Here is a 17,186-nt window from a genome sequence, read left to right as displayed (position 1 = left end):
GGGAACCGCTATTCTCGACAAGTTTGGTCAAGTATAAATACATGAGCGATTTAGTCAAGTATCCCTATCGCGATTTGGGTCATTTGCTTAATTACCAGATACGCCCAATGAAGCCTTGGTGCACTTTCAGGGCATCAATTGGGGACGGAGCGCTGCGATCAAACCACGGCAGGCTGCCTCGCATTGATCGAGCACCTGCTCGAAGCCTTCCGCGCCGCCGAAATACGGATCGACGACTTCGCGGGCACCACCCCAGCGGCTGTCCGTTTCCGGCACAAATTCCATCAGCAGACGGATTTTGTCCCGCTGCGCCGGCGGGCAGATCTGGCTTAGCGCGGCGACATTTTTGTCGTCCATCGCGATCAGCAGATCGAAGCGCTCGAAATCAGCCGCGGCGATCTGGCGCCCGCGTAAGGCGGCCAGTTCGTAGCCGCGCTGGCCGGCGGCATGCTGCGCGCGGTCGTCCGGTGGTTGCCCGATGTGCCAGTCGCCCGTACCGGCGGAATCGATCAAAATGCGCTCCGCGAGATTCGCCTCGGCCACCAGATGCCGCATCACGCCTTCCGCGGTCGGCGAACGGCAGATGTTCCCGAGGCAGACGAAGCAAATGGACACGGTTTTCATCAGGGGTTTTCTGGCGCGACGCTCGCGCGGAGCAACAGGTTAGGAAACGGTGCCGCGATTATACAAAGCTGGGCCGGATCGCGCCGGGCGCTGCGTAGCGCCTGACTCAGTCCGCTGCGATGCGTGCGCGGCACCCGATAATGCAACGCCTGCGCGCTTACGACGCTTGCGCGAGGGGGAGCGACGTGACTGCACGCACGGGCTTGGCCGGCAGCGTCGTGGCGTCGCCGACCATCCCATACGAGACGGCGCGTGCGAGTTCAGCGGTCAATTGATCCGCGGCGAGCGGCGCTTGCGGCGCGCGCGAAGTGGCGTGGCCGCAAATGTGCAGGTAGGCTGCCGCGGCAAGCGGCACAACAATGGCGAATGGCCAGTACACCGATATTGTCTTTTTCATGATGTCGTTTCTTCCGATTAGGGGCTCATGAGCTCGTGACTCACTATGCCCATTCGAAATTCTATAGAAAGAAACAATCGGGAAAAACCCACTGACGCGAGATACAGCGTTGCGCTGGAAGGAACAGTCCAATGACTGTTTCGCCGCACATCTCGTTGATATGCGTCGTGGCACAAAAAATAAATCCTTACAAACACATACAAAGCTGATGCGACGGTTGGCGATAATAACGGTCTTATAGTCACGCACTGTCGCAAGTGATCCACAAAATGAAACGCATTGCTTCCCTCGTCGGTCTCGCCGTCGCTGCCTTGCTGGGCGGCTGTGCCGTCTATCCGGACGGCACGCCGATGTATGGCAACGGCTATGGCGGCGGTTACAACGGCTATGACGGTTACGACGGCTATGCCAACGGGGTGCCCGTCGTGCCGCAAACCAATGTCTACATGGATTATGGCAACTACTGGGGTCCGGGCTACTATGACGGCCCGGGCCGCTACTATGGGCCGGGGCCGGGCTATCGAGGCTATCCGGGATATGGGGACCGGGATCGGCCGGATAACGGCAACCACGGGAATCATGGCGATAACGGCGGCTGGCATGGTCAGCCGAATGGCGGCGGCCAGCGCGGTGGTCCTCCGCCGCAAGGTGCTGCCGGCGGCCCCGGGGGACCTGGCGGGTCGAATGCGGGACGCCCGGGCTCGAGCGGCCCGCCGCCGCAACAAGCAGGTAACGGCGGTGGACGCGGTAACGGCGGCAGCACGGATGCAAGGAGAGGCATTCCCGGCCGTCAGTCAGGGGGGATGACGGACCATTGATCCGTCATGAAACCAATTACTACCGGCCTTAGCGCCCGTTTTTAATTTCTACCCACACCATTACCCACACTCAGGCGCCGGGCAGATCGGGTTCGCCGAACTCATTGAAGATGCGCCTACGTGCGGCCGCGCTACCCGCATCGAGGGCTTCCTGTTCCGTTTGGTATTCGGCGCCTTCGCCAGAGAAGATCTCGCCCCACGCTTCAGGACTCGCTGGGTCCGCGCCAGGCGGTAGGACCCTCACGTGGTAGCCGTACGCGTCGCTCACGGGAGCGCCGTTCCTGATGGCGGCGCGCGGCATGACGTGAATCTCGTATCCGCCTTCCATCTCCATGTACCATCCCCCACCGACGTCTTGCATAGCGGACTCCCTTTCATCGAGGGCGAGGGCACTGCCGCCCCGCCACGCGGTGCGCGTAAGCAGGGCCTCGCACACGGATCGTAGGACAGGTACGAAGAAAGGCCGCGATGGGTAAACCCGGAGGAGGCACGCGCGCCGGACCACCTACAATTGTCTGAGAAAATCCATTGACAGCGCGAGCGTCTATGGCGCGACTAACGAAAACGAAGATTGCGCAGGAATGGTCTGGGGACGGCTCGCGGGAAGGCGGACACCAACCAATCTATGCCGGGGCAGAGCCATGGGCGCCGTACAAAAGATCAAAAGTGTTGGCATGGGGTTCGGCGTGCTGCTCGTGCTCGCGGCAGGAATCGTGATCCCTGTCGTCCTGATTTTCGGAGTGACATGGGTCAGCGCCTATCTGTTGCCATGGTTAAAGCCAGCGTTCTCGTTGACACTGCTCGTCTGCATTTTCATTCTTGGACCGCTGGCGATATTCCGCAGAACGCGGGGCTTCTCCGCGGCTGGGCTACTGATGGCCTCTTTCGTCTTCGGCGCTATCCTTTGGATCGCATCCCTCATGGTAACGATGCAACTATGGGGAATGCTCGCCGTATTGATCGGCCTGTTCATGATGGGCGTCGGCATTGTCCCTGTGGCGATTGTGGCGGTTATCTTCCATGGTCAATGGTCAATTCTCGGCAGCATCGCGATCATGCTTGTTGCTACGTTCGGCGTGAGAGGCTTGGCGCTATGGGTCGGATCGCGAGCATGATCAAGCCGTCGCGCGCATCTTTTCTCGCCTGGCCGCCATCGTCCTGACGCGGCCCTCGCTGATCCGCAGAGCCCGATCCTTGATCTTCTGCTGCGCGGCATCGCGTACCGCCTGCTCACGCTTGCCGGCTTCGATCTGTAACGCCATCTGCGTAACGAACAACGCCCAGTCCACGGCGGCTCCTATGCTGGGGCGCCACTCGCGTTTGAAACGCGGGTGATTAAGTCGCACTTGAAGTGTGATTTTCCCGAATTTCCGTTACGTTACCCGGTAACGCTCAGTTGGAACTCCAGTTCGACCATTCGCCACGTCGGCGCAACTTCGCTTTCCAGTAGCGCGGCATCCCTCTGCCTGAGCCGGTGTGCGCGCTCCCGGTCTGCCGCCGGCAGTTCTTCGGCAATGCCAACGCGAGCCCGCCAGATCGTCTCCAGCAGGGTCCGCGTATCCGCCAGTTCAGCCAGTAGCAGCCGGCGCTTACCGTCTGTCATTTTGCCGACGGGTACAGCTTTTTCGCCGCGCGGCCCATCGGCGACTCTGTGCGGGTCGTGCCCCCTGCCGGTGTCGGCTTGGCCTTCAGCGATCCGTTCGCCTTGATGCCGGCATTCTGCTGCTTGCCTGCGTCGTTCGACTTGCTGTTCGCGTGCGGGCCCTGCTTGACCGCCGTGTTACCGACGATAGGCGCGGCCGGCTTCTTCGGCAGCAGCTTTTTGTACGTGCCCGAATCCTCGGCGCGCTCGCCCGATCCGTGACTGCCTGCCGTAGCGCCTGCTTTGCCGATGTTGCTCAAAGTGATGGTTGCCATGGTTCTATTCCTTGCGGTCCTGCTGTTGTGACGCGCGGAACCGCTCGTCAATCTTCACAAGCTCCTTGTGCACCCGCGAGCAGGCGGCCTGATCAAACAGGTGTTGTGCCTCGCCACCCAGCAACTTGCGTTGCCGACGGTGCAGATCCAACAGCCGCTTCTTCGCCTGCATCGCAGCGTCAAAATCGCGTATGCCGAGCCCGCGGAACTGCTTGGTCAATTCGTCCAACTCGGGCTCGAACGCACCAATAAATAGCTGCTCAGCCTGCTCAGCGGGCGAGAGCATTAGCCTCTCCCCTTCGCGCGGTTGACGAGCTGTTTAATGAATTCGGGGGAGTTGCCGAGCCCGGTCTTGTCGAGCATCTGGCGCACACCCGGCCACGTCTTCGCGATGGCGTCGATCTGCTGCTTGGCGATGGTCAGATTTGCGTCGGTCTTATCGCCCCATTGCGCCTGCAACGATGCACGGGCCGCATCTGGCGTCGTGGCAATCGGATTCCTGATTGCATCAACGGCCGTTTGAAACACGGCGCGCGCGGTCGTCTGACCCAATCCGGCCTGCTGCATCGCCTTGAGCGAAAGATCGAACTCGGCGCGGTCGTGAACCTCGATCCCGGTCGGCGGGCGGTCTGCGTTGGCAAACGTGGCGTAGTCGGTAATCGAGCTTGCAGCCGGTTCATTCTCGCGTGCGTCAGCAAACCAGCCATCGATTTTCGGGCGAGGGTCCAGTACGGGCTCGGCCACCTTTGCCGGCTGCGGCTCTGCATCCTCGTGCCCAGCATCCTGATCAGCAAAGGGCAAGTAGCGGCTCGGGTCGTCAGGGTCCGGCGTGTCGCTCAGTTCACGAAACCGGCGCTCCGGGGCTTGCGTGGCGGCCGCTGGTGCCGCTGCTGGTGTCTGCGCAACCGGCGCGACTGCCGGCGCTGCTACGGGAGCAGCAGGCGTCGCGAGCGGGCTGCTGGTGATGCCGGAACCCGTGCTCGATGACGGATAGAGTGCGTTGAGCGCGTCCATTACGCTTCCTCCTGCGCTAGAGCGCGGACGCTTTCGAGATCATGTTCGGCTGCAAGAAGCGCCGTCTGAATAGCAGAGCGACGCATCCGGGCGGCGAAGTCGCCCAGCACCGCCGGCACGCGCAGCGCGTCGGCCTCGACGTGCAATGCCCGAATCTTCGCGACGAGTTTGGCGCTGGCGATCATGCTTCGGCCTCCTGCTGCTGGCTGGCTTCGAGGTCAGCTAGCAGATCGACGTAGCGCGCATCAGCATTCTCGCGGATCGTCATCAGCAGGTCGTTCTGATTTTTGACTGTGTCCATCACGCACTCAGGCTTGTAGATGAGGCCAAAATTCAACGTCTCCAAGCTGCGCAAAGCATCAGCCGTATCCACCCCAGCAGTAGCGAGCAGCGTGGACAGCACGGCGCGAATGCAGCCGTGGTCGTCTGTGTCAAGCCCAATCGCGTGATCGACCGGCATCGAGCGGCGAACTTCAGACCCGGCAGTGTGATGCAGCACGGCCAGGTATTTGAGTTGTTCGCCGAGTTCGGTCGCCAAACGGTGCGCTTCACCAGCCAGCACGGACCGGCCAGCCAAAAAGGTCCGCACCTTGTCGGTCAAGGCCTGCGATGCCGCTGCGCCGTTCTTCACCTGGTCAACCTCATAGTCGGCCCGCGTTGCCTTCTCAGCGACTTCCAGATCAGCGATCTGCACTTGCGTGAACTGGATCGCGGTCATCAATTCGGAGCGGCGGGCAGCAGCCGACTTGTCGCCGGTTGCGGCACGCGAATGCGCGGCGATAGCCTCGTTCTGAAGGCGCTTCAATTCGGCGCGGAGTTCGTAAATGGTTTGGGTGGTCATGGTGTTTATTCCTGTTCGAGGTTCGTGACAGCATCGGTTGAGGTCCGTGACACCCAGACCCAGACACGCGCGCCATCAATGCGGCGCTGCGCTTTCTCGTAGCCTAGGCGGGCCATGGCCTCGGCCAGTTCCATTTCGTCACCGCGGCTGATGTGTTCCTCGACGTAATGCAGCGCGTCAGTGAGAAGCGTTGCGGTCGTCAGCACGGCGCCGGGATTCGATTCGATGTAAGCGCGAATGTCCGCATCGATTGCGGGCACGGCTTCGACTTCGACTTCGGGGAGTTCATCAGCGGTCACGTCGGCATAGTCCGATTCGAGGGGCATCAGACCGGCTGCACCGGGCCGAATACCCATCGATTCATCGATCTGCGCACCGAAGACAGAACGCGATGGCGCGAACCAGCCGCTGCTCGCTTCTTGCAATTGGTTTCTGCGCGCCGGATCGGCAGCGCTTCGTGTGGATTCCTCGCCGGGAGCAGTTGATTGGTCGGCGCGGCCGTAATTCGGCCCGTACAGTGACTTCATGAAAAGGTCATCGGCGTTCATCAGTAACCTCGTTTGGTGTTTGTTGCGATATCGGCGGCGTCCCAGACAGCGCCATCCGCGGCCCACTCACGTGAGCGTCGTTCCTCGGCTTGGCGCATCGTCAGTTGATCGAGCATCTTCTGACGCGCCAGATCGCGGTGCAGCTTGGCGCACAGGTTGCGCTCGGCCTGCTCTGCGCGTTTCTGCTCGGCGCGAGCTAAGTCGGATTTCAAATCTGATTTAGCCGGCGTTGTCCGCGCGGCAAGTTCGGCTTCGAGTCGTTCGATCTCGGTCATTGCTGGCCCCTTCGAAGAGCCGCTATACGGGCTTTCAATTCATCGTCCGTCATTGCATCAAGCGATGGCTCGGGACGCGTGGCGGGCGTCTGCGGCTGTGCGTCGTAGGCAATGATTCGGCACTTGGCCGATTGCAGGCGGTCCCACAAGCCGCGCTCTTTCGGATCGCGCGGCCGCGTCGCTTCGTCCATCAATGTTGAGTGGTGAAACTCGCCGTTCGTGCAGCGTTCGCGTGCTGCTCGAAGTGCGGCACCAAGGCTGAATACCGGCGCGTTGGCGGTCTCAAGCGCGCGGCGGGCCTTCGCCAGATCAAGGGGCGTCAGAAAATCGCTCATGCCGCGTCCCGCATCGCGTCCACGCGCTCAGGGATAGCCTGCCCGCTGGTTTCATAGGCGTGAATCAGTGCGTCGATGGTCTTCGATCGCTTCACGAAGGCTTGCGTCTCGCGCAGCAGCGCGATCATCTTGCGGGCGGTCTCGACCGAAACACCGCCGACCGCGGCCCACTTGGCAATGTCTGTCGCGATATTCGCAGGATCGCCGTCAGCGCTGATCGTGGGCAATCGAGTGGGCTGATCTTCGAGATGGTTCAGAAGGCGCACCAGGAACGCGCTATCCCCCGCCTTAGCCTGCTTTAGCGCGACATCAATCAGATCGGGAAAGCTGTCTCGGACGGTCTGCCGCGCCATAAGGTAAGGGTCCTCGGTGTCGCGGATCTTGTTGCCGGCTGGGTCACGCGGCAGTCTTGGGCGAGCCATGCTGACTCCATTTATCCTAGTATCGATAACGTATTATCCTGGTATTAAAGGCAGTTTACAAGGATTGGTGCGAGATAAATGGCGGATTGTTTTGGGTTATTTCGAGCCCGTGCGAGCGCGCGGACGGTGGGTAGGATAGTGGGTAGGAACTGGCGACCAGCCGGAAACCCGCTCCAGATAAAGCTGTGCGGCGGAAATAGCCTCCGCCACAGTGGATTACTCGCCCATGAGTTTCCGAGTCGCCGCCTCAAATTCGGCCTGCAATTCGTGCACTTCCTGTTCGAGCCTGGCGACCTCTGCCCGGATTTCCTCCCTGATTTGAAGGTTTAATGCCCCGCGTCTCGTCGTTGTCCCTCAAGGCTCCGAGCATCTAATCCCGCGAACAGGTCGCAACCGACATCGGCCGGATCAGCGTCGGCACGCTCAAGAACGTCACGCGCGCAACTCAGCCGGCGTTCGGCATTGGTGAGACGGGTGCGCAGCATCTGGACTTTGGTGATAGTCATGTCAACCCCCCCAGGTGCCATTTTGCAATTGCCCGATTACGAGTTGGAGCGCCTTCGCGCGGGTTATCGCATAGCGCGCGGCTTCAAGCTCCTGCCACGTTATGTCCCAACGTAAAAGCATCGTCTGATAATTGGCTGCGAGCGGCAGCGCTTCCGTGAGTTCGGCTTGAAGTTCAGCCAGTGTCGCCGCGAGTTGCTGCTGTTGTGCTTGTTGCTGGGGTGTTGTCATTTCAATCTCCCTGGGTTAAAGCGCGGGCTAGCCCGCCGGATCGTGTTCCAAAGCTCTCGCCGCTGCATCTGCGCTGCCTGCTCGCCAAACCTGTCACGAACCCTCTGCACAAGCGCATCACACAGGGTGAAGTCACCGCGGGCGCCGGCGTGAACCGCTTCAAAGAAACGTTTCGACGCAGCGGCTCTTTCTTCTGCTGTTGCCATTTCGTACTCCTTACACTTATCTTTCGAGTGATCTATTTGCTGTCCTTGTGTCACCCTCGGCTGATTTAGGGTGACACGGCTGCATCCCAATACAGGCAAGGGTTTCAGGCTGCTTGTGTCACCCGTGTCACCCTATTTCCCATTAGTTGCCCAAACGCTCAAACGCACAGCCTGTATATTCCGTTGCGTTTTATAAGGAAAAGGTTGGTTAGGGTGACACAGAATCCAGCTTAGCCTTATGCGACAAGGGTTTCGGCTGTGTCACCCTCTGTGTCACCCTCCACTTTTTGGGTGACACGGGTGACACGCTTATGCCAGCGCCACACAGCATTACTGCCTGCCTCCACGCGCACCCTGCCTGACTCGTACCCCATCGATTCAAGAAGGCTCGAAAGTGTCTTGTCATCGTATTTCCGATGGCCGGCCGCCTTGAGCGCCCCCTGAACGTCCGCCGTCGCGAAAGGTCGATCGCCATTACTGAACTTGTGGCTGATGGAAGTCTGCTCGAGCCAGCGCTGCACCGTAACAAGACGCGCGTCTTCCTCCCGGAACTGTTCGCGCACAGATTTTGCGAGTTCATTCGCGTCCTGCCAGAGAACCCCGAAGTGCCGGAACGTATGTATCGCCTCGGCCCATAACTGGTCGCGATCACGCACGACAGCATCGGCGTCGATCTGCTGGCTCAGCGCGAGGGGAAACCATCGTCGGCCATCCCCGTAACTCGGCAGAAGGCGCATGTCATTGGACGTGCCAATGAGCATATTTCGGCGCGGGTAACGGGTTGTGTGCGTCTCATATTTCTCCACCCATTCCTCGACACGCTGGGTAACGAAATCTTTGATCGCCTCTTCGTCGCGAGTTTTAAGCCCCTGCATTTCGGCCCACTCAAGCACCAGCTTGCCGCGCATCTTCCGGGACAGATCGTCTGGCGCCATGTCCATGCGAATAGAGCCGGCGAACTCAGGAGATGGGGCCAGCAAACTGACCATCGTTGTCTTCTTGAGCCCTTCTGCCTTACTGACGAACACCGGGACGTAATCGCATTGGCATCCAGGCACCAGCAAACGTCCCGCCAGACCCGTCCACAAATAATGGGAGACGGCTTGCGTGTATGCATTGAGCGGCGCTTTCAGGTAGACGTGTGCGAACGTAGCAATCCGACCAACACCATCCCATTTGAGTGAGTTTGCCCACTCAATGGCAGAGTCGAAGCTATTGCCGTGAGCCACCAGCCGCACCACGTCGCGCATCAAATCTTTCGGCGGCGTAGCAAACCCGCGTCGGTCAAACTCGACCCTCATCGCCGTGAGATGGTTGTCCGTCCAACGCTCCCATTCCAGCTCGGCACCGCGGCGGCGGCGCATCAGCTGGCCGGCGAATTCATCGTACGCAACCTCATACTCCATGAAGTTCGCGACCGACTCGAACAGCTTTTCGGCGGTAGGCTTGGTCAGCTTCGTCTCGTCGGCTCGTGCCTTTTCCGGCTTGGACACAAAGCCATCGCCTTCCTTGAGCGCCATCGCGACCAATGCTGGGTTGTTCTTGATCGGCGTCACGGTGGCCGGCGTCATGTTGGTCTCTTCCGGCCATACATCGCCATAGTCAGACGGGAACACGGGTACGCCCTCCGAAGCCTCTGCGGCCAGCCGGTTGATCTCATCGTTTTGGTCGAAGTCGGCTGGCAAGTTCATGCTGCCTCCTGGAAGAAGGCAGTCAGGAACAGGCTACGAAAGGCCCGCGCAGACACGCACGAATACAAAAACCACGTGCGGGATAACGCCTCCTTGTCAACCTTATGGCCGTGAGAATCCAGCCACTGAAACCAGTCGAGACTGTCGAGCCCAGCCTTCTGTGCCGCCAGCCCTGCGCGCATACGAGATTCATAATCGGCGGCTGGAGTATTGCGCAGTGCCTTGAGCGCTTGATCGCGGGTCGTGGTCATGCTGCACACCGCGATTCAATAGCCTTCTGCACGCGGCGCCAGAATCCGCCCTGCGCCGCAGCGCTATCAAGCAGATTGAACGCCGCGCCCAGGTCGAACGGCAACGCTGAGCCGTCGAGGATGCGGCCGATCACTTCATCGGCAGCGCGCTCACCAGTAATCCATTGAAAATGGGAAAGGTCGCTCACGACGCACCTCCCGCGATCACGGCGGCCAACACCTTGACTAAGGTGTGAGACGCTATCCCGGCCCAGCCGCCAAGCAAAGTGCAAGATAATGCGCGGCTAAATTTCGTTGTGCTAATCTCAACGTAACTGCTAAAATTTGCAGGTCGGTTGATGTTCCGGGTGGTGTAGGAAAGGCGCTTGTCAGGGGCGCCTTTTTTATTGGTCGGAGCCGATTCCGACAAGTCCACAGGCAGGCGTGCGCTCATTGTGCGGCCCTCGCTTTCGCAGCAAGCCACGCGTCAATCTCGGCTTTCCTGAAAATGGTTGTTTTCGGGCCGATCTTGATTTTCTTCGGGAACGTCGGATCGTTGACCGTTAGCCACCAGACGGTGGAGACGCCAATCGAGCAGTATGCTGCGACTTCTCTAGGACGGAGAGTCGGCTTTACGTCGTGTACAAGAGTGGTGTTAGTCATTTTGCAGCCCCAAGCAGTTTTAATACATCCGCCACCTCTTTTGTGTTCAGTTTCGGGGGCCGCTTAGTGGCGGCATGAAGCCGTTGCGCTTTTCTCAACGCATGGACAGCAGTATCGATTTTCATTGAAGCAATTTCCTCATTAATTCAGGTTATTGCTTCAGGGAGGGCGGTATTCAGTTGTTTTGTCGTGCTTTGGATGCAAGTATGCAGCAAATCTCGCTCGGTACAAACTGCTGAAAGTAGACGCTGGAAAAATCCGTGCCAAGTGTTGTGCTTACCTCAACGCTCAGGTTCCACCAAGGCTTCACCAAAGCCCCGACCAGCGCCTCTGTCGGCGGGGCCGCTGCGGATGGTGTTGTTGAGGCGTCAACAATGTGACATAAAAGTAATAGATTTTTATAAATTCATTCCATACGGTTATTAGGCAGCCCGGATCGGCGTGACGCCTGCCGCTTTCGCCGGGTTCGCGCAGTATTGCGCCCACGCGTCCATCAGGCGGCGCCGCTTCTCGAACAGATCGCCGCGTCGATAGGCGGCCTCGACCTTGTCGCCCACCGCGTGCGCGAGGGCCATTTCGGCTACCTCATTGGGGAAGGACGTGCATTCAGCCGCCCAATCACGGAACGTCGAGCGGAACCCATGCGGCACGATCGCCGCGTCCTGCTTCGGGTCGCGCCAGATCGGCGGCGCGCTGTCGCCGTTCAGTCTCTTGACGACGCCACCTAGCGCATTGATCGACAGGAGCATGTCGCCGCTGCCAGGGAACACAAGCGGGCCGCTCGCCGTCATGCGCAGCCGCTCGATGATCTCGACCGCGCGCGGCGACAGCGGCACGGCGTGCTCAATCTTCATTTTCATGCGCGCGGCGGGTACTGTCCAAACCTTTGCCGGCAGGTCGAACTCAGTCCAGCGCGCACCGCGCACTTCAACCGAGCGCACGGCGGTCAGGATGGCAAGCTCGAGCGCGAGCGCGGCGACGCCTTCGCGCTGGCGTAGTGCAGCGACGAACGCTCCGATCTGGTCATACGGCAGGGCCGGGTGATGCTTGACGGTCTTCACGCGCGAACGCTTCGGCAACAGCTTGTCAAGATGCCCCTTCCAGCGCGCCGGGTTCTCACCGCGCCGCAATCCGCGCACGGTCGCCCAGTCGAGAATCGCTTCGATGCGCCCGCGCAGACGGCTGGCCGTTTCCGGCTTCTCGTTCCACATCGGTTCGAGCACACGCATCACCAGTCCGGTATCGACGCTCTGGACAGGCAGCGCGCCAAACGCAGGCATGGTGTACGTGGCAATCGTGTTTTCCCACTGGCTGACGTGCTTGGCGTTCTTCCAGCTCGCGCGGTGCGCGTTGATGTAGGCAGTCGCACACGCCGCAAACGTCATGGATTTCGCTGCATCCAGCCGGCTTTGCGCCTTGGCGACTTCGCGGGCCTCGATTGGGTCGATGCCGTCGAGCACTTGGCGCCGGCATTCCCCGGCCTTTTCACGTGCGTCCGATAGGCCCAGCGCGGTGAGCGCACCCAAGCCCATCTCGCGCGATCGCCCATGCATCTTGAACCTGAAAATCCACGACTTCGAAAGGCTCGGCGAGACTTGCAGATACAAGCCCCCGCCGTCTCCGTAGTAGCCCGGCGCCTTGATCTTCGTGATGCCGACTGCCGACAGCTTGTGAATGCTCTTTCCAGCCCTGGATGCCATGATCTACCCTCACCTTTACCCACACTTTATCGTTGGATTCTATTAGGCGAACGTGGGTAAATCAAGACATAGACTTGGCTGTTATCCCCTTCTGGCAAAGGGTCTCAAAGATGAGGTTAGATTAACTGGGGTTAAATAATGACGGACCATTGATCCGTCACATTGCATGGCGCCGTGGCGCGCAAGCCCGCGGCGCAATTGCTGAACGGGCGTTGCGATAGAAGCATCACCAATACAGCGCAATGCTTCGCACTGCAGTGACGCAGCGCGCCACTCGCCTCGCACACCGCAGCGAAGTCGCTGACTCAGCCGATATGGCTGCGCTGCGCCGCGTAAAGCTCACGGAACGTGCGCCCTACCGGTGCAGGCATATCGCGCGTATTGGTCCAGCCCGCGCCACCCAGCGGCAACTTCGAAATCGAACGATTGCGCCCGCCCATCTGCTCCAGGACGCGCACGGCGAGCTTTGTGAAGAGCGCATACGCATCCGGATGCAACGCGAGGAAGCCCCAGACAGCCAACCCCACCCGCTCTCGCCAAGGCCGCAGCCGCCGCGCCACCTGCTTCTCGCGCAACTTACGCAACAGATCGGATAACGGAATCCCCACCGGGCAGACGCTATTGCATTCGCCGCACAAGGTCGCGGCCTGCGGCAGATCCAGCGCCTTGTCGAGTCCGACATAACTCGGCGTCAACACCGATCCCATTGGCCCCGGATAGACCCAGCCGTACGTGTGGCCGCCCACCTTCTGATACACCGGACAGTGGTTCATACACGCACCGCAACGGATACAGCGGAGCATCTCCTGGAAGTCACCGCCGATCAGCCCAGTACGCCCTCCGTCGACCAGCACCACGTACATGTGCTCGGGGCCGTCCTGATCGACCGGACCACGCGGCCCGGTCAGCACGGAAAAGTAATTCGACGTCGCCTGACCGGTTGCCGAGCGCGGCAACAGACGCATTGCGGTGGCCAGATCCTCCAGCGTGGGCAGCACTTTCTCAATACCGGTGACCGCGACATGCACGCGCGGCATTACCGTACACATGCCCTCGTTACCCTCGTTTGTGACCAGCACCACTGAGCCGGTTTCAGCCACAATGAAGTTGCCGCCCGTCACACCCATGTCCGCGTTCATGAAGTGCGGACGCAGCATCTCGCGCGCTTCGCGAGTCAAGTCGGTGATCTCGGTCAGACGCGGCCGATCGTGCGTCTTCGCGAACAGGTCGGCGATCTCGTCCTTATCTTTATGGACGACCGGCGCGATGATGTGGCTCGGCGGCTCGTTACCGTTGATCTGCAGAATGTATTCGCCCAGGTCGGTTTCGATCGACTGCACGCCCATCTGCCCGAGCACTTCGTTCAGGCGCATTTCCTCGGTGACCATCGACTTGGTCTTGATCACCTTCTTTACATCGTGCCGGCGCGCAATGTCGCCGACCAGACGCGCCGCTTCCTGGCTCGTTTCGGCAAACAGCACTGTGACGCCACGCCGGGCAGCTTCGCGTTCGAAGGTTTCGAGCCAAACATCGAGATTGTCCAGCGCGCGATCGCGGCGCTCCTTCAAAGCCGCGCGGGTGGCGGGAAAATCGATCGCGGTAATGGCCGCGGCGCGGGCCGATACGAATTTGGTCGACAGCTTGGTGAGGTTCTGCTGCAAACGCTGGTCAGCGAGTTTCTGACCCGCGCGGGCCTTGAATTGCATCGATTGGACTTGCATGGCGGCCTTGTGCGTATTCGGGAAGTACACGAAAAGGAAGTGCGCGAAACGGAATGCGGCGAGCGCCTTCAGGCATCGCCGGCCAGCACCTGGGCGATGTGCAGCACGCGCGTAGCGGTGTCGCCGGTGCGCCGCAAGCGGCCTTCGATGTTGAGCATGCAGCCGAGGTCGCCGAGCACGACCGTGCCGGCGCCGCTCGCACTGATATTCGCGCATTTTTCGTCGACGATCGCCGTCGAGATGTCGCCGTACTTGACCGCGAACGTGCCGCCAAAGCCGCAGCAGTGCTCGCAATCCTTCATTTCAGTCACCGCCACGCCAACCTGCGCAAGCAGCGCGCGCGGTTGGGTTTTGACGCCGAGTTCGCGCAGCCCCGAGCAGGAATCGTGGTACGTCACCTGCCCCGCGAACTCTCCCGGCTGCAATTGCACCTTGGCGACATTGACGAGGAAGTCGGTCAACTCGAACACCTTGGGCCGCAGCCGGCCGAAGCGGCTCATCAACTCCGGATCGTCGGCGAACAGGTCGCCGTAGTGCGCGCGAATCATGCCGCCGCACGAGCCGGACGGCACGACCACATAGTCGAACTGTTCGAATTCGCGCAGGGTCTTTTCGGCCAGATCGCGCGCGATGCGCCGTTCGCCCGAGTTGTACGCGGGCTGTCCGCAACAGGTTTGCGCGGGCGGCACCACCACCTCGAATCCGGCGCCCTCGATCAACTTGATGACCGAAAAACCGATCTCCGGACGCATCAGGTCGATCAGGCAGGTGACGAACAATCCGACTCGCATGAGCCCTCCTTCGGGAAAACGTCCCTGATTATCCGCTGTTTGCCGCACAATACCAACGGCCGGGGGGCATAAGACGACCGCCACGTTAAATTGGAATGGGTCTTCCAACGGCGTTCGCTTTTTTCACGATACGAGATACAATCAATTTCCGCTGTTTGACGCGTCAACCGATTCCTCCCATGAGCGATACGAACCCGGATCCCAAAACTTCGATCCAGGTGATCGAACGCATGATGCGCTTGCTCGACGCACTCGCTGCGCATAGCGACCCGGTCAGCCTGAAAGAACTCGCCATCCGCACGGAGCTGCATCCGTCCACCGCGCACCGCATCCTGAACGACATGGTGATGTGCCGGCTGGTCGACCGGTCGGACCCCGGCACTTACCGCCTCGGCATGCGCCTGCTCGAACTGGGCAACCTGGTGAAGGCGCGGCTTTCTGTGCGCGACGCGGCGCTCACGCCGATGCGCGAACTGCATCGTCAAACTGGCCAGACGGTCAATCTGTCGGTGCGCCAGGGCGACGAGATCGTCTATATAGAACGCGCTTATTCCGAACGCTCCGGCATGCAGGTGGTGCGGGCTATCGGTGGCCGGGCGCCGCTGCATCTGACCTCGGTGGGCAAGCTGTTTCTCGCCGCCGACGAGTCGACCCGCGTGCGGGCCTACGCCACCCGCACCGGGCTGTCGGGTCACACGCAAAACAGCATCACCGATCTGACCAAGCTGGAGCGCGAACTGTCGCATGTGCGCCAGCAAGCCTGCGCGCGCGATAACGAAGAACTGGAACTCGGCGTGCGCTGCATCGCGGCCGGCATTTATGACGACACCGGCAAGCTGGTTGCGGGTCTGTCGCTATCCGCCCCGGCAGATCGTTTGCAGGATTCGTGGCTCGGGCAGCTCAGCCAGACGGCGCTGATGATTTCCGAGTCGCTTGGTTATCGGCCGCAAGCACCGCAAGAGCAGCCGCACTCGCAGCACGCGTAAGCCAGCCGTTCTGATCAATAAAAAAGCCTCGCAGATGCGAGGCTTTTTTATTTTCCTGATTGTGGTGCCGAGCGCCGGTCCGAAAACCGGCTGCCGAGGTGCTTCAGGTGCCCGCGCCGCCGGCATCCGCGCTGGTAATGCGCGGCTGGTCGCCGCCGTTATCGAGCCACGTCCGCAGACGCGTGGCGTCCGCAAAGCGCGAGTACTTACCGAACGAGTCGAGCAGAACAATGATCATCGGACGGCCATGAATAGTCGTCTGCATGACGAGGCACTCGCCCGCTTCGTTGATGAAACCGGTCTTTTGCAGGCCGATGTCCCACGTCGGATTACGCACCAGTGCATTGGTGCTGTTATACGCCAGCGAACGCTTGCCGGTGTACACCTCGTAGCTATGGTCGGTCGAGAACTTGCGGATCATCGGATACTGATACGCCGCGTTGACCATCTTCACGAGGTCGCGAGCGCTCGACACGTTCTGACTCGTCAGGCCCGTCGGGTTTTCGAAGTGCGTGTCGGTCATGCCAAGTTGTTTGGCCTTGGCGTTCATCGCCGCGAGGAACGCCGGGCGGCCGCCCGGGAAATAACGCGACAAAGACGCCGCCGCGCGGTTTTCCGACGCCATCAGCGCGATGTGGAGCATGTCTTCGCGCGAGAGCACCGAGCCCACCGACAGACGCGAGCCGGTGTTCTTCTCATAGTCGCGGTCTTCGTCCGTGACTTCGATCTGGTCGGTCATCGGCTCTTTCGAGTCGAGCACCACCATCGCCGTCATCAGCTTGGTGATCGACGCGATCGGCACCACGGCGCGCGAGTTCTTGTCGAAGAGCGACTCGCCGGTGTTCTGATCGATCACGTAAGCCACGCTCGAGCGCAACATCAGCGCGTCGGGCGTGTCGTGCAGACCGAAAGCCTGGCCGACGGTCGGTTGACGCGGTTCGTACGCGACGCGGCGCATCACCGAGTGATGGCGTCCGTTCGACGAGTAAGTCACGCGTTTGCGCTTGACGCTTGCGCGCGGCGCGTCGTCATCAGCGGTGACCTTCGACACCTTGGCGGTGGCCGCTGCCGGCTTCTTGGCCGCTTTTGCGTGTTTAGGAGATTTTGCAGTTGCGGCGGGCGTTGCGGCAAAAGCGGTGACAGGCGTGGCGAACGCCGCTGCGATGACCATGGAGGTGGCCACCGACAGAGCGGTGCTGCGGGCCGCGCCGTGGATCACTTTAAGCGACGAAAACATGTCGGTTTTCATTGGTGTTCGTTAGGGAGCGGCGA

General features: G+C 60.6%; 29 protein-coding genes. 3 read left to right on the top strand and 26 right to left on the bottom strand.

Going from position 1 to position 17,186, the window contains the following annotated elements; translation table 11 throughout:
* Window positions 1-126 precede the first annotated feature (126 nt).
* Both AC3WOG_RS06955 and AC3WOG_RS06950 read right to left on the bottom strand, forming a co-directional pair.
* A complete protein-coding gene (locus AC3WOG_RS06955; protein WP_492577297.1) occupies window positions 127-624 on the bottom strand; it encodes a low molecular weight protein-tyrosine-phosphatase in 498 nt (165 codons plus the stop codon).
* A gap of 157 nt (window positions 625-781) precedes the next feature.
* Entirely contained in the window at window positions 782-1,021 is a 240-nt protein-coding gene (locus tag AC3WOG_RS06950; RefSeq protein WP_492577296.1) for a hypothetical protein, read from the bottom strand.
* A gap of 269 nt (window positions 1,022-1,290) precedes the next feature.
* On the opposite strand from AC3WOG_RS06950, the gene AC3WOG_RS06945 reads away from it, so the two are divergent.
* Window positions 1,291-1,839, top strand: a complete 549-nt coding sequence (locus AC3WOG_RS06945; protein WP_492577295.1) for a hypothetical protein — start codon at window positions 1,291-1,293, stop codon at window positions 1,837-1,839.
* 70 nt (window positions 1,840-1,909) lie between these two features.
* On the opposite strand, the gene AC3WOG_RS06940 is transcribed toward AC3WOG_RS06945, so the two are convergent.
* A complete protein-coding gene (locus tag AC3WOG_RS06940; protein WP_492577294.1) occupies window positions 1,910-2,200 on the bottom strand; it encodes a hypothetical protein in 291 nt (96 codons plus the stop codon).
* Between the two features lie 280 nt (window positions 2,201-2,480).
* On the opposite strand from AC3WOG_RS06940, the gene AC3WOG_RS06935 reads away from it, so the two are divergent.
* The gene (locus AC3WOG_RS06935; RefSeq protein WP_492577293.1) at window positions 2,481-2,954 is read left to right on the top strand and encodes a hypothetical protein; all 474 of its coding nucleotides are present in this window, start codon (window positions 2,481-2,483) and stop codon (window positions 2,952-2,954) included.
* Here AC3WOG_RS06935 and AC3WOG_RS06930 read toward each other — a convergent pair whose 3' ends face one another.
* From AC3WOG_RS06930 to AC3WOG_RS06825, 22 genes are all read right to left on the bottom strand, one after another.
* Window positions 2,955-3,128: a hypothetical protein gene (locus AC3WOG_RS06930; protein ID WP_492577292.1), complete on the bottom strand. Its 174-nt coding sequence runs from the start codon at window positions 3,126-3,128 to the stop codon at window positions 2,955-2,957.
* Between the two features lie 89 nt (window positions 3,129-3,217).
* Window positions 3,218-3,442, bottom strand: a complete 225-nt coding sequence (locus AC3WOG_RS06925; RefSeq protein ID WP_492577291.1) for a hypothetical protein — start codon at window positions 3,440-3,442, stop codon at window positions 3,218-3,220.
* Complete coding sequence (locus AC3WOG_RS06920) at window positions 3,439-3,756, bottom strand: hypothetical protein (RefSeq protein ID WP_492577290.1); 318 nt, start codon at window positions 3,754-3,756, stop codon at window positions 3,439-3,441. The genes AC3WOG_RS06925 and AC3WOG_RS06920 overlap by 4 nt, the downstream gene beginning before the upstream one ends.
* Before the next feature lie 4 nt (window positions 3,757-3,760).
* The gene (locus tag AC3WOG_RS06915) at window positions 3,761-4,042 is read right to left on the bottom strand and encodes a hypothetical protein (RefSeq protein ID WP_492577289.1); all 282 of its coding nucleotides are present in this window, start codon (window positions 4,040-4,042) and stop codon (window positions 3,761-3,763) included.
* Window positions 4,042-4,770, bottom strand: a complete 729-nt coding sequence (locus tag AC3WOG_RS06910; RefSeq protein WP_492577288.1) for a hypothetical protein — start codon at window positions 4,768-4,770, stop codon at window positions 4,042-4,044. Before AC3WOG_RS06910 ends, AC3WOG_RS06915 begins: the two co-directional genes overlap by 1 nt.
* Entirely contained in the window at window positions 4,770-4,955 is a 186-nt protein-coding gene (locus AC3WOG_RS06905; protein ID WP_492577287.1) for a hypothetical protein, read from the bottom strand. The genes AC3WOG_RS06910 and AC3WOG_RS06905 overlap by 1 nt, the downstream gene beginning before the upstream one ends.
* Window positions 4,952-5,611: a hypothetical protein gene (locus tag AC3WOG_RS06900; RefSeq protein ID WP_492577286.1), complete on the bottom strand. Its 660-nt coding sequence runs from the start codon at window positions 5,609-5,611 to the stop codon at window positions 4,952-4,954. The genes AC3WOG_RS06905 and AC3WOG_RS06900 overlap by 4 nt, the downstream gene beginning before the upstream one ends.
* Window positions 5,612-5,616: 5 nt before the next feature.
* Window positions 5,617-6,159, bottom strand: a complete 543-nt coding sequence (locus AC3WOG_RS06895; protein ID WP_492577285.1) for a hypothetical protein — start codon at window positions 6,157-6,159, stop codon at window positions 5,617-5,619.
* Window positions 6,159-6,434, bottom strand: coding sequence for a hypothetical protein (locus AC3WOG_RS06890; protein ID WP_492577284.1), 276 nt, complete (start codon window positions 6,432-6,434; stop codon window positions 6,159-6,161). Before AC3WOG_RS06890 ends, AC3WOG_RS06895 begins: the two co-directional genes overlap by 1 nt.
* A complete protein-coding gene (locus AC3WOG_RS06885; protein ID WP_492577283.1) occupies window positions 6,431-6,769 on the bottom strand; it encodes a hypothetical protein in 339 nt (112 codons plus the stop codon). The genes AC3WOG_RS06890 and AC3WOG_RS06885 overlap by 4 nt, the downstream gene beginning before the upstream one ends.
* Window positions 6,766-7,122: a hypothetical protein gene (locus AC3WOG_RS06880; protein ID WP_492577282.1), complete on the bottom strand. Its 357-nt coding sequence runs from the start codon at window positions 7,120-7,122 to the stop codon at window positions 6,766-6,768. Before AC3WOG_RS06880 ends, AC3WOG_RS06885 begins: the two co-directional genes overlap by 4 nt.
* Window positions 7,123-7,517: 395 nt before the next feature.
* Window positions 7,518-7,697, bottom strand: coding sequence for a hypothetical protein (locus AC3WOG_RS06875; RefSeq protein ID WP_492577281.1), 180 nt, complete (start codon window positions 7,695-7,697; stop codon window positions 7,518-7,520).
* A 1-nt stretch (window position 7,698) separates the two neighbouring features.
* The gene (locus AC3WOG_RS06870; RefSeq protein WP_492577280.1) at window positions 7,699-7,926 is read right to left on the bottom strand and encodes a hypothetical protein; all 228 of its coding nucleotides are present in this window, start codon (window positions 7,924-7,926) and stop codon (window positions 7,699-7,701) included.
* Window positions 7,923-8,132 (bottom strand): hypothetical protein, encoded by a 210-nt coding sequence (locus AC3WOG_RS06865; RefSeq protein WP_492577279.1) that lies wholly within the window; start codon window positions 8,130-8,132, stop codon window positions 7,923-7,925. The genes AC3WOG_RS06870 and AC3WOG_RS06865 overlap by 4 nt, the downstream gene beginning before the upstream one ends.
* 236 nt (window positions 8,133-8,368) lie before the next feature.
* Window positions 8,369-9,823, bottom strand: coding sequence for a VapE domain-containing protein (locus AC3WOG_RS06860; protein ID WP_492577278.1), 1,455 nt, complete (start codon window positions 9,821-9,823; stop codon window positions 8,369-8,371).
* A complete protein-coding gene (locus AC3WOG_RS06855) occupies window positions 9,820-10,074 on the bottom strand; it encodes a hypothetical protein (protein WP_492577277.1) in 255 nt (84 codons plus the stop codon). The genes AC3WOG_RS06860 and AC3WOG_RS06855 overlap by 4 nt, the downstream gene beginning before the upstream one ends.
* Window positions 10,071-10,262, bottom strand: coding sequence for a hypothetical protein (locus AC3WOG_RS06850; protein WP_492577276.1), 192 nt, complete (start codon window positions 10,260-10,262; stop codon window positions 10,071-10,073). The genes AC3WOG_RS06855 and AC3WOG_RS06850 overlap by 4 nt, the downstream gene beginning before the upstream one ends.
* Before the next feature lie 241 nt (window positions 10,263-10,503).
* On the bottom strand, window positions 10,504-10,716 hold the full coding sequence (locus AC3WOG_RS06845) for a helix-turn-helix transcriptional regulator (RefSeq protein WP_492577275.1): 213 nt from the start codon (window positions 10,714-10,716) through the stop codon (window positions 10,504-10,506).
* Entirely contained in the window at window positions 10,713-10,841 is a 129-nt protein-coding gene (locus AC3WOG_RS06840) for a hypothetical protein (protein ID WP_492577274.1), read from the bottom strand. The genes AC3WOG_RS06845 and AC3WOG_RS06840 overlap by 4 nt, the downstream gene beginning before the upstream one ends.
* A gap of 297 nt (window positions 10,842-11,138) precedes the next feature.
* Window positions 11,139-12,416: a tyrosine-type recombinase/integrase gene (locus AC3WOG_RS06835; protein ID WP_492577273.1), complete on the bottom strand. Its 1,278-nt coding sequence runs from the start codon at window positions 12,414-12,416 to the stop codon at window positions 11,139-11,141.
* Window positions 12,417-12,721: 305 nt separating this feature from the next.
* Window positions 12,722-14,137, bottom strand: coding sequence for a lactate utilization protein B (locus AC3WOG_RS06830; RefSeq protein WP_492577272.1), 1,416 nt, complete (start codon window positions 14,135-14,137; stop codon window positions 12,722-12,724).
* A 68-nt stretch (window positions 14,138-14,205) separates the two neighbouring features.
* Complete coding sequence (locus tag AC3WOG_RS06825; protein WP_492577271.1) at window positions 14,206-14,928, bottom strand: (Fe-S)-binding protein; 723 nt, start codon at window positions 14,926-14,928, stop codon at window positions 14,206-14,208.
* A 179-nt stretch (window positions 14,929-15,107) separates the two neighbouring features.
* On the opposite strand from AC3WOG_RS06825, the gene AC3WOG_RS06820 reads away from it, so the two are divergent.
* The gene (locus tag AC3WOG_RS06820) at window positions 15,108-15,914 is read left to right on the top strand and encodes an IclR family transcriptional regulator (protein ID WP_492577270.1); all 807 of its coding nucleotides are present in this window, start codon (window positions 15,108-15,110) and stop codon (window positions 15,912-15,914) included.
* Window positions 15,915-16,017: 103 nt separating this feature from the next.
* Here AC3WOG_RS06820 and pbpG read toward each other — a convergent pair whose 3' ends face one another.
* Window positions 16,018-17,163 (bottom strand): D-alanyl-D-alanine endopeptidase, encoded by a 1,146-nt coding sequence (gene pbpG / locus AC3WOG_RS06815; RefSeq protein WP_492577269.1) that lies wholly within the window; start codon window positions 17,161-17,163, stop codon window positions 16,018-16,020.
* Window positions 17,164-17,186 lie beyond the last annotated feature (23 nt).

The organism is Paraburkholderia sp. FW306-02-B, from assembly GCF_058782725.1.
The sequence above is the reverse complement of the archived record's forward strand: the minus strand, read 5'-3'. Positions and strand labels throughout refer to the sequence as shown.

Coding starts and splice junctions, on each gene's coding strand:
- AC3WOG_RS06955 (WP_492577297.1), bottom strand. CDS start 624: ATGAAAACCGTGTCCATTTGCTTCGTCTGCCTCGGGAACATCTGCCGT.
- AC3WOG_RS06950 (WP_492577296.1), bottom strand. CDS start 1,021: ATGAAAAAGACAATATCGGTGTACTGGCCATTCGCCATTGTTGTGCCG.
- AC3WOG_RS06945 (WP_492577295.1), top strand. CDS start 1,291: ATGAAACGCATTGCTTCCCTCGTCGGTCTCGCCGTCGCTGCCTTGCTG.
- AC3WOG_RS06940 (WP_492577294.1), bottom strand. CDS start 2,200: ATGCAAGACGTCGGTGGGGGATGGTACATGGAGATGGAAGGCGGATAC.
- AC3WOG_RS06935 (WP_492577293.1), top strand. CDS start 2,481: ATGGGCGCCGTACAAAAGATCAAAAGTGTTGGCATGGGGTTCGGCGTG.
- AC3WOG_RS06925 (WP_492577291.1), bottom strand. CDS start 3,442: ATGACAGACGGTAAGCGCCGGCTGCTACTGGCTGAACTGGCGGATACG.
- AC3WOG_RS06920 (WP_492577290.1), bottom strand. CDS start 3,756: ATGGCAACCATCACTTTGAGCAACATCGGCAAAGCAGGCGCTACGGCA.
- AC3WOG_RS06915 (WP_492577289.1), bottom strand. CDS start 4,042: ATGCTCTCGCCCGCTGAGCAGGCTGAGCAGCTATTTATTGGTGCGTTC.
- AC3WOG_RS06910 (WP_492577288.1), bottom strand. CDS start 4,770: ATGGACGCGCTCAACGCACTCTATCCGTCATCGAGCACGGGTTCCGGC.
- AC3WOG_RS06905 (WP_492577287.1), bottom strand. CDS start 4,955: ATGATCGCCAGCGCCAAACTCGTCGCGAAGATTCGGGCATTGCACGTC.
- AC3WOG_RS06900 (WP_492577286.1), bottom strand. CDS start 5,611: ATGACCACCCAAACCATTTACGAACTCCGCGCCGAATTGAAGCGCCTT.
- AC3WOG_RS06895 (WP_492577285.1), bottom strand. CDS start 6,159: ATGAACGCCGATGACCTTTTCATGAAGTCACTGTACGGGCCGAATTAC.
- AC3WOG_RS06890 (WP_492577284.1), bottom strand. CDS start 6,434: ATGACCGAGATCGAACGACTCGAAGCCGAACTTGCCGCGCGGACAACG.
- AC3WOG_RS06885 (WP_492577283.1), bottom strand. CDS start 6,769: ATGAGCGATTTTCTGACGCCCCTTGATCTGGCGAAGGCCCGCCGCGCG.
- AC3WOG_RS06880 (WP_492577282.1), bottom strand. CDS start 7,122: ATGGCGCGGCAGACCGTCCGAGACAGCTTTCCCGATCTGATTGATGTC.
- AC3WOG_RS06875 (WP_492577281.1), bottom strand. CDS start 7,697: ATGACTATCACCAAAGTCCAGATGCTGCGCACCCGTCTCACCAATGCC.
- AC3WOG_RS06870 (WP_492577280.1), bottom strand. CDS start 7,926: ATGACAACACCCCAGCAACAAGCACAACAGCAGCAACTCGCGGCGACA.
- AC3WOG_RS06865 (WP_492577279.1), bottom strand. CDS start 8,132: ATGGCAACAGCAGAAGAAAGAGCCGCTGCGTCGAAACGTTTCTTTGAA.
- AC3WOG_RS06860 (WP_492577278.1), bottom strand. CDS start 9,823: ATGAACTTGCCAGCCGACTTCGACCAAAACGATGAGATCAACCGGCTG.
- AC3WOG_RS06855 (WP_492577277.1), bottom strand. CDS start 10,074: ATGACCACGACCCGCGATCAAGCGCTCAAGGCACTGCGCAATACTCCA.
- AC3WOG_RS06845 (WP_492577275.1), bottom strand. CDS start 10,716: ATGACTAACACCACTCTTGTACACGACGTAAAGCCGACTCTCCGTCCT.
- AC3WOG_RS06840 (WP_492577274.1), bottom strand. CDS start 10,841: ATGAAAATCGATACTGCTGTCCATGCGTTGAGAAAAGCGCAACGGCTT.
- AC3WOG_RS06835 (WP_492577273.1), bottom strand. CDS start 12,416: ATGGCATCCAGGGCTGGAAAGAGCATTCACAAGCTGTCGGCAGTCGGC.
- AC3WOG_RS06830 (WP_492577272.1), bottom strand. CDS start 14,137: ATGCAAGTCCAATCGATGCAATTCAAGGCCCGCGCGGGTCAGAAACTC.
- AC3WOG_RS06825 (WP_492577271.1), bottom strand. CDS start 14,928: ATGCGAGTCGGATTGTTCGTCACCTGCCTGATCGACCTGATGCGTCCG.
- AC3WOG_RS06820 (WP_492577270.1), top strand. CDS start 15,108: ATGAGCGATACGAACCCGGATCCCAAAACTTCGATCCAGGTGATCGAA.
- pbpG (WP_492577269.1), bottom strand. CDS start 17,163: ATGAAAACCGACATGTTTTCGTCGCTTAAAGTGATCCACGGCGCGGCC.